The organism is Bifidobacterium sp. (genome assembly GCF_050874245.1).
Taxonomy (GTDB): Bacteria; Actinomycetota; Actinomycetes; order Actinomycetales; family Bifidobacteriaceae; genus Bifidobacterium.
The window spans coordinates 1-8,814 of sequence record NZ_JBNMKH010000073.1 but is presented as its reverse complement, the minus strand read 5'-3'; the positions used below and the strand labels follow the sequence as shown (position 1 = coordinate 8,814).

At 55.0% G+C, this 8,814-nt stretch carries 7 protein-coding genes and 1 tRNA gene; 2 read left to right on the top strand and 6 right to left on the bottom strand.

What is annotated here, in order from left to right; genetic code table 11:
- Positions 1-606 (top strand): hypothetical protein (locus tag ACR0P8_RS07675; protein WP_432624521.1); only part of this gene is annotated, 606 nt, incomplete at its 5' end.
- 67 nt (positions 607-673) lie between these two features.
- Here ACR0P8_RS07675 and ACR0P8_RS07670 read toward each other — a convergent pair.
- The 6 genes from ACR0P8_RS07670 to ACR0P8_RS07645 all read right to left on the bottom strand — a co-directional run bounded on the left by ACR0P8_RS07670 (position 674) and on the right by ACR0P8_RS07645 (position 8,408).
- The gene (locus ACR0P8_RS07670; protein ID WP_432624520.1) at positions 674-1,408 is read right to left on the bottom strand and encodes an HAD hydrolase-like protein; all 735 of its coding nucleotides are present in this window, start codon (positions 1,406-1,408) and stop codon (positions 674-676) included.
- A 118-nt stretch (positions 1,409-1,526) separates the two neighbouring features.
- Positions 1,527-1,874 (bottom strand): RNA polymerase-binding protein RbpA, encoded by a 348-nt coding sequence (locus ACR0P8_RS07665; RefSeq protein ID WP_026646045.1) that lies wholly within the window; start codon positions 1,872-1,874, stop codon positions 1,527-1,529.
- A 96-nt stretch (positions 1,875-1,970) separates the two neighbouring features.
- The gene (locus tag ACR0P8_RS07660) at positions 1,971-4,571 is read right to left on the bottom strand and encodes a DEAD/DEAH box helicase (RefSeq protein WP_432624519.1); all 2,601 of its coding nucleotides are present in this window, start codon (positions 4,569-4,571) and stop codon (positions 1,971-1,973) included.
- 14 nt (positions 4,572-4,585) lie between these two features.
- Positions 4,586-4,903: a hypothetical protein gene (locus tag ACR0P8_RS07655; RefSeq protein ID WP_432624518.1), complete on the bottom strand. Its 318-nt coding sequence runs from the start codon at positions 4,901-4,903 to the stop codon at positions 4,586-4,588.
- A gap of 11 nt (positions 4,904-4,914) precedes the next feature.
- Entirely contained in the window at positions 4,915-6,825 is a 1,911-nt protein-coding gene (locus ACR0P8_RS07650; RefSeq protein WP_432624517.1) for a helix-turn-helix transcriptional regulator, read from the bottom strand.
- 143 nt (positions 6,826-6,968) lie between these two features.
- Positions 6,969-8,408, bottom strand: a complete 1,440-nt coding sequence (locus ACR0P8_RS07645; RefSeq protein ID WP_432624516.1) for a UTP--glucose-1-phosphate uridylyltransferase — start codon at positions 8,406-8,408, stop codon at positions 6,969-6,971.
- Positions 8,409-8,627: 219 nt separating this feature from the next.
- Between ACR0P8_RS07645 and ACR0P8_RS07640 the strand changes: the two genes are divergently transcribed.
- A tRNA-Pro gene (locus ACR0P8_RS07640) sits at positions 8,628-8,704 on the top strand.
- Positions 8,705-8,814 lie beyond the last annotated feature (110 nt).

Here is an 8,814-nt window from a genome sequence, read left to right as displayed (position 1 = left end):
GTGCGTCATAAGCGGGGTGATTCGCTAAAGGCTGTGACCAGGATGGCGCAGGAGGTTTGGCGGAAGTCCAGGAGCCACCGGCGTATCAAGGATTTGTTTAGCCGGACGCATGAAATCGGCTATCTGCGCGCCATGGAGGTCACATACAGTCACGCTAACGGCTGGCATGATCACTTCCACTGCTACTACATCTTCGACCATAAGCTTTCCAGGTCCGAGGCGGCTGATTTCAGCGGCGCGTATGCCGCCGAATGGGTGGAGACGGCGAAACGCTGCGGCTACTCCGCTCCCCTGATGAAAAACCAGCGGTTCGAGGTCATCGACCTGGACAAGGTGAGCAGCATAGAAGCCGCTGCCAAGTACTGCACGATCTCGAAAACCGCCACTACCCCGCAGACGTCGAAACTTGGTCACGAGTTGACGAATACGCAGAGCAAGGTGGGTAAGGTCAAGCGACACGCCAATGGCCGTGACGTGCTTCATCTCACATATTGGGACTTTATCCGTATTTTGGAAACCGAACATAACGTGATGTACCGTACATTATCGGCGTTTCGGGAATGGCGGATTTTCAAGGAAAATGAAGCCTTGACCATACGTTTCTGACATAACGGCCTTCTTGTATGATCAGGGCTTCACATGCAATGACGTAGCATCCTTGATGCGGATTTCATCAGGATGCGTTCATGAAAACCTCAGCGAAATATTCCTCGACGGCCTGTGCAAGCCCATCCACGGAATCCAGAACGCGATACGCTCCATGAGCCTTGAGCTCACCAGGTTCCGCATAACCCCAGCCACAGCCCAGGCAATCGAGACCACACGCCTTGGCGCCATCCGCGTCGGTCCATCGATCGCCGACCATCAGAGCCTTGTCTCCGGCGTTCTCGTCGAAACCGATGTGCTGGAAAGCCCAACGAATCACCTGGTCCTTATCGAGGCGCGAATTGTCCTTGCTGGCGCCATAGATGCCATCAACCATGGTGTCCAGATGGAAATGCTCACAAATCGGAATACACTGATACTGCGGCTTGCAACTGGCAACCGCCAGATAGTACCCATCGGCGCGCAGTTTGGCAAGTTGTTCGGGAATACCGGGATAAATCGTGTTGTTCAAACGTCCCGGCACCTTCATTCCAGGATTGTTCGGATCGTCGAATACGGCCTCATCGGAATAATATTTGCGGTAGATTCGTACGCCCTCGTCGAGCTTGTCATCCGGAATGCCGTTACGCTGCAATGATTCGCTGATGGCCGGGCCGATGAAGCGATGCAGTTCGGCATCGTCCGGAACCGGGTATCCCATCTCCATGAACGTCTTGACGACACAGCCGATGATGCCTGGATCGGATTTCGTGAGCGTGCCATCAAGGTCAAGCAGAACGACTTTTTTCGGATGTTCGGACATGGGTTTGACCTTCTCCCTGATTTGTTGTATCTGAGCGGTATCGATAACGATTATGCCCGGTCGCAATGACCGGGCATTCGTTCAGGTGTTGTTCAAAATGCAAGTCGCTGAAAATAACTCACTCGTAATCCGGGAACCACCCATCACGATGCATCTGGAGACGCTTCTCCAACAGCGCTTTCAGCTCGTCTTCGGTACGACGCTCCATAAGCATGTCCCAATGGGTACGCGTCGGTTTGGTGATTTCATCGGCTTCGCTGTCATCGTCACCTTCACGGTGGGCGACGGCGCCGCAACGGCACTCCCACTCGTCAGGGAACTCTGCACCCTCGGCGAATGGCAGAATCGTACGATGTCCCTTTGGGCATATGTATGCGACGTCGGTTCGTGCCGCGAAATCCACATTGTCATCGGATTCCAGCGACTTTGCGCCAATGCTCATGCCTCGTAGGCTGCGCTCTGCCATATTGCCTTTGCCTCCTTGGATTATCTGCTCACTCTAAGCTACAGAACAGTTCGGACGTGTTGTTTATTCCCCGATTCCCTTGGGAATGCCCATGAATCAATCGACGCCGGAATATGCGACGATACCACGATTGACGCTTTCGTAGGCCTGTTTAGCGATTGAAGCAAGCGTTTCGGCTCGTTTGCCCAGATACGGGCCTGCTACGGCAATCTGTTGCAATACGTCGGCGAGACGCTTGCAACTACGCACGAAATCGCCGCCGGTCAAATCAGTGCCGTATAGCACGCGTGACAGACTCTCCCCTTGTGCCCATTCGTAAACGACGTCGGTGATTCCGAAATCAAGCTGACGCATCTCGCCAAGCGCATGGTCCTCGCACAACATGGCGATCGACGCGTGCACACCCTTGAGCTGTGCCGCGCAGACAGCCACATTGCCTTGGATTCCGCCTGGATAGTGACGGGGCTCTCCCCCACTGCCCCTGCGCGGCTCGTATATCAGGGACATGACAACGCTGGCTAATTCGGCCGCATCAAGGCCATTGAACGCGCCATCGTCAATCGCTTGAGCGAGCACCAGATCCAGCTCGCTGTACAGGTGGCGCAATAACTGACCTTGTTCGGTAAGTCGATAATCGACCTGATCATCGGCGCTTCCCTCAAATCTCTGGAGATATCCGAGTTCTTCGAGCACGTTGCAGATGCGATCGAACTGGCGTGCGACCGAACCCGTACGCGAATCATACCGATTCCGTACCCGTTCCAATTCACGCATCTCACGAGCCCACCGATGTCCCCATTTAAGATGCTGCTGGATATCGGAACACTTTCGACAGGGGTGTTCGCGTTCCTCTTCACGCAGCTTCGCGATACGTCTGTCAAGAGCCTTGAACGCTTCCCCGCGCGCTTTTTGCGTACGGAAAACCTCATGCTTGAGTCTGCGACGCTCGTTCTTCTCCAAATCGCTTAGCCGCATGCGCAGGCGCATGAATTCCTTGAAATCGCCAAATTCGCAATCGAAGGCCTGTTCGTATCCATCCAATGCCTTGCGAAGCGTATCCATCTGAGCCTCAAGCTGCCAGGCGGATTCGTTAGCTTCCCACTGTGCGAATGAGCGGTCGAGCGTGATGCGAGCCGTCTCGTAATCGCTAGAATTAAGCAGGTTCACTGCCATGTTGAAAGTCGGTTTGAAACTGGAATGCAACGGATAGACGCGCTTGCTAGACAATGCGGCAGCGGTCGCTGGTATAAAGCCGTGATGGTCCACGACCACCGCGTGTCCTATGGTGTCGATGCCTCGCCGACCCGCTCGACCGGTCAACTGGGTGAACTCCCCCGGTGTCAGTCCGACATGGCCTGTGCCATCGAATTTCTCGAGCTTTTCCACCACCACACATCGTGCCGGCATGTTGATACCCAAGGCAAGCGTCTCCGTGGCGAAAACGACCTTCACCAAGCCTTCTTCAAACAATCGCTCGACGATTTGACGGAAAAGCGCGACCATGCCGGCATGATGCGGCGCGAACCCCTCCTCAAGCGCGAAACGGAACTGCGAGAAATGTAGGGCCTTCAGATCCTCTTGGCTGAGCTGTCCCTCGACCATCTCATCGACGATGCGGCGAATGCGGCGTACCTCGTCATCGGTGGTGAGTTCAAGACCTGCATTGATGCATTGTTCCACAGCCTGGTCGCAACCGTTACGCGAGAAGATGAAATAAATGCCCGGCAGGACGCCGAGGAAATTCAGTTCGTCGACCACCGCCCATCTGCGCGGGGTATGCCGCTCCGGTTTGCGGGAATGGTCATTCCAGCCGCCCTTGCCACCTTTGCGCTTGTCGGGACGCTGCTCTCCCCTGCGTCTGGCCGCCTTGCGATCCAGTTGATCGAGCCTATTCACCAACTGCGCATTGAGTTTGTCGGTCTGATTGCCGTTCGCATCCCGCCTGTACAGGTCGATTAGTTCAGGCTCAGTATTGTCGTCGGCTTGGACAAGCACATGCTGCTCCAACGGCACGGGACGCTTTTCGGATACCACCAACGTGGTATCACCCCGGACGGATTCAATCCATTTGGAGAAATCCTCGACGTTCGATACCGTCGCGGACAGGCCGATGATTCTCACATTCTGCGGCAGGTGGATGATTACTTCCTCCCATACCGGGCCGCGGAACCGGTCGGCGAGGTAGTGGACCTCATCGAGGATCACGTAGCGCAATGCCTCCAATGTCATGGAATGCTCATACAGCATGTTGCGCAGAACCTCAGTGGTCATGACCACGATATCCGCTTCGGAGTTGATGGACGTGTCGCCGGTGAGCAGACCGACCTTGTCCGATCCGTATGTCTCCACCAGATCATGGTATTTCTGGTTGCTCAATGCTTTGATTGGCGTCGTGTAGAAAGCCTTGACATTGCGTTCCTGCGCCAGATAGATGGCGAAATCAGCAACGACCGTCTTGCCAGCTCCAGTGGGTGCCGCGACGAGCACATTGTCGCCGGCCTCCAACGCGTCATTGGCTTTAATCTGGAAATCATCCAATTCGAACGGCATGGATTCGGCGAACCTAGAGGCTACCGACTTTCTTTTTGACTGCGCCTGTCTGAATGCCGCATACCGTTGCGCCGGTGATGGTTCGGCGTTCGCTTTGCTTGTTTGCCTGTCGATACCGTTGTTGCCGCGACGGCGATGATGAGTCATGGTTCCTTTTCGAATCAGTCGTTGAAATGTTTCCATTCGGCCCACTGCTGGGCATGACGAGTGCGTTTCTCCCCTTGACGCCGAATGACTTCGGCATGGGCGCTGGCATAGTGATCCGTCGCATCCTTGAGCGGTCGGGTAAAGAATGGAGACATGTCCTTCTCCACTTGTGGCAGCGGTTTGGACATGGCTTCAAAACGTTTGGATGCACGTCCTCCAACTTTTGCGACGTTCTTGAAAGCCTGATAGCCATGGATGCACGCATATGCGCCACCCGCGATCAACATCGCCAGCATGAACAGGACAAGCACCAGCCAGATCCACCAAGGCATAGGTTCTCCCGTCAGTCTTCGCTCTCATGGTCGCCGATGCTCAGCTCGTGCTTTGCGCGAGCGACGATCATGGTACGCAACGTCTCCGGTGCAACAGCCGTGATGTGACGCGCATGCGAGATGCAGAATGCGACATACCAGGAATCGGAGGAGACGATCAGATGGACTTTCTCGCCGTCGCCACATTTTTCGACGGTGGCACCGGACAGACTGTCGATGAACGACAGGTCGTCCTGATTGGTGATGAAGACGGCCGGAGTGCCGTTATCGAAGCTCCACTTGCGCAGTTCGGATGCAGGAACATCCGGAATGTCAACCTTTTCGGTCGGCTGGACCAACTCGGCATGTTCGATGCGGGATATACGCAGCACCTGCCAGATACGCGGTTTACCCGTGGCCTTGTTGATGGCCGTGTCCTTCTTGACAAACTTCGCCTTGTCGGCGGGAGCCGCGTTGGCCACATCCGTCCAGACCGCCACGTAATAAACACCCTCGTCGACGAAAATCTTATCAGGCGCCACCAACTTGCGCTGAATGCGCCCTGCGCCGTCTGTATACTCCATATCGAGCAGCATGTTCTTGGAGATGGCGCTTTTGACGATGGAGAAATTCCTTGGCTCCATTTCGTAACCGGTAAGGCTCAACCATGGCATGTCCCCCGGCTTCACATGCTGACGCAGACGGCTGTACAGCGATTCAGCCTGCTCACGCAGTTTGTCCGGCAGCAGGGAGGAATGAGCAAGGTAGCTCACCGATGCGGTCAGCATGCTCAGATACTGCTGGGAGATTCCGGCGAGGCGTTCAAGCCCAAGCGAATTCGTGGCGGACACGATGCCCTCGGCGTCAAGCAGCGACCAATCGATGTCGAAGAACTGGCTTCCAGCCATTTCGCCGTCATCGGACACCGTGGTCAACGTATTGATGTCCTTATGAATGATGTTGACGAACTTCTTCAATTCGTCTTCGGACTTCGGTCTGCCGATGAAGCGCTCGGCAAGCTCTTCCAGCGAATATTCCTCTCCCATATGCGCGGACAGGAACAACATCAGACGCAAACGGCGATCAACTTCGCTACCGGTTTGGAATGCCGAATTCTTCTTCGGACGTCCCTTTCCTTCCTCGGCATCATCATCCGGACTATTACGGTTGATTTCCGGGGAAACCACGGTTGAACTGTCGGCGCCGGTGGATTCATCGGCCGGCAGGAACTGCGTGGCCGCATGCAGACGACGATTGAACGCGTCCACTGCTTCCGGAGGACTCACAATGGAGGCTCCCGGATGGGACAGCACGAACATGGCCAGATCGTCGGAATCGGTGTAGGCGACGTTCAGATGCTCGCCGTCAACATCCACCGTTGCGGCGAAACGCCGCTGATCCACCACTTTGACGAGTTCGTCGGGAATGGATTGCGTGCCAAGTCCCGGCGCGATGGAATCAAGTCCAAGACCCGGAATCGGAGTCTGCGGCACGCGCGGTGCCGTACGTGAGGTGTGTTGGGGCTCATGCGCGGGAGCGGAGGAAATCGACATGGATCTCGCAAGATAATTCGCAGCGGCGAGAATCGGCAGATCGTCATCCCCGAACAGCAAACGCACGCGAGGCTCATCCCCTAATTGCAGACGGTACGAGGCAAAGTCCTGGCCTTCCGACTTGGAGGAATATTCAGGTTGTCTCGATTCGATGGCGATACCCATGGCAGCCAGCTTGGCACGATCACGCTGGAATTGCTTTGCAAAAGCCGCTTTCGCCGCTTGGTCGGCAAGCTCTCCATAGGAATCCGCATAAGCTTTCACACGTTGCGCGATTTGACGAGAGGTAAGCCATTGGGGGAAGGCTGAGGAAAGCACCGCCAACACATCAAGTTCGTGCTTGCCCCATTTGTCGGAAAAACGACGCCTACCGTTACTTCCCTCAGCCATTAGTCCTCACGTCTCGTTAACGTTTCGTCTTAAGTGTTTGGCTTTGTAAGCCGCACACACCATCCTATGATAGAGGTTTTTCGACCTGTTTGTGCCTATTTCACGAAAAAATATGGATTTTCGTGTTGCACTGCCCCCTTGAATCAGACCCAATCATCCGGTTCCACACCTTGCGGACCGACATACTCGCCGTTCGGTACGTAACTCGGCTCCCCTTGATCTTTCAGATGCGCATCACTGAACAGCATCACATCCCTGCCGAAGGTCCAATCACCGTCGATTTCGACGGATTTTGCAGCAGCTAAAGATGGCACTCCGTAAGGGAAACGAGCGTCGAAATCATGGATGTTTTTGTAATAACGCGAATCCAAATGAACATCCGGGAAGACGTAATTGCCATCTTCCATCTCGTATTGGTCCGTTAGATGGAATCGGTCGGACCGCATAATAAACAAATCGTCAGTGGTTTTCACCGGAAGGAATCGCATACGGTCCACGCACACGCATGTCGCCCCGTCAAACAAAGACACCGCGGCACCCATGGCAGTTTCCAGCTGGATGACCGGCTCGCTGGACGGGTCGGTAGGATCAACTGTCTTCTTGTTTCGAATCACCGGCAATGGAAGCACGCCATCGTATGCCGCGAGCTTCGCCTTCAGCGCATCGATACGCACCCAGATGCTATTCGTATTGAAATACGGGTGTTTATCGATATTCTGAGCATCATCCTTGTCGTCCGGATGGACCTGGCTCATCTCACGAAGCATCAGGCGCCCTGTGGCCTTGTCCCTCACGATATGACCGCCCTTGCGGTCGGCTGGGGTACGCTTGGCAACCTCAATCATGAACGGAGCACCGGTGTTCTCGAAATGCTGGGCAAGCGTGCGCGAAGGACGTGCTCCCAGATTGTCGGAATTCGAAATGAACAGGTATTTGAAGCCACGTGCCTCAAGTGAATCAAGCAGACCGGATTCCCAGATGGTGGAGAAAAGGTCTCCATGGCCCGGTGGGCACCATTCAAGTTCGGGATTCGACGGGAAGCTGACCGGCAGACCGGTTTCGGCACTGATCTTCGGCTCCTGATGCTGGATGATCTCCATCGGCACGCCATCCTGATGGAATTTCTTGTTGGCGTGCAGCACCTTCATGGTGTCTTTGGAGGTGCGGAAAGAATTCATCAGGGTAAGCGGCAGCTCGACGCCAAGTCGGGCACGGGCGGTAAGCACCTGCCCGATAATGATGTCGATGAAACGCATCTGACGTGCCTTATGCCGGCGTACCGGCAACAGAGACTTGGCGCAATCAAGCCCCATCGAAGTGCCCAAACCACCGTTGAGCTTCAGAAAAGCCGTCTTGGCGAACGCGTCGATGGCCTTCTCATGGTTGATGGTCTCGTATACGTCATGGAAGCTGGGAACACTGGTCAACGGCTCGACATCGCTTTCGCGAATCCAGCTGCTGGCTTCCTCATTGCGCCAAACTTCGTACAGGCGCTTGAACTGGGCGATGGCCATATCGGTCATCCCGTGCTCTCTCATCTTCGCCGCCGAGAGATCGAATACGTCCTCTTCAGTCAATGTCATTCCCTTCCATGCGGACGTGACTACGTGTTACATGATACGACATATTGGCTTGGACAATGGGGCATAACCCCGAATTCGTGGATTATTTTATTGTGGGTGCACCCATATGCGGTCGGAAGGTTCTTGGTTTCAAAGTTTTTTTTGATCGCGCGACACGATGCATTTTGAAAAAAGACGTCAAGTATGCTATGTTTCTTTTTCGGTGCTTTTCACACCGTTCGGACCATAGCGCAGTTTGGTAGCGCACTTGACTGGGGGTCAAGGGGTCGCGGGTTCAAATCCCGCTGGTCCGACCAAGAAAGCCCGTCGTTCCGCCGTTTTCCACGGCATCGAAACGGCGGGTTTTTCCGCATCCAGGGGCGGTCAGGGGCGATGTACTACGGACCTCCGCCCCGGGGCATGCGAT

Coding starts and splice junctions, on each gene's coding strand:
- ACR0P8_RS07655 (WP_432624518.1), bottom strand. CDS start 4,903: ATGCCTTGGTGGATCTGGCTGGTGCTTGTCCTGTTCATGCTGGCGATG.
- ACR0P8_RS07670 (WP_432624520.1), bottom strand. CDS start 1,408: ATGTCCGAACATCCGAAAAAAGTCGTTCTGCTTGACCTTGATGGCACG.
- ACR0P8_RS07665 (WP_026646045.1), bottom strand. CDS start 1,874: ATGGCAGAGCGCAGCCTACGAGGCATGAGCATTGGCGCAAAGTCGCTG.
- ACR0P8_RS07645 (WP_432624516.1), bottom strand. CDS start 8,408: ATGACATTGACTGAAGAGGACGTATTCGATCTCTCGGCGGCGAAGATG.
- ACR0P8_RS07650 (WP_432624517.1), bottom strand. CDS start 6,825: ATGGCTGAGGGAAGTAACGGTAGGCGTCGTTTTTCCGACAAATGGGGC.
- ACR0P8_RS07660 (WP_432624519.1), bottom strand. CDS start 4,571: ATGACTCATCATCGCCGTCGCGGCAACAACGGTATCGACAGGCAAACA.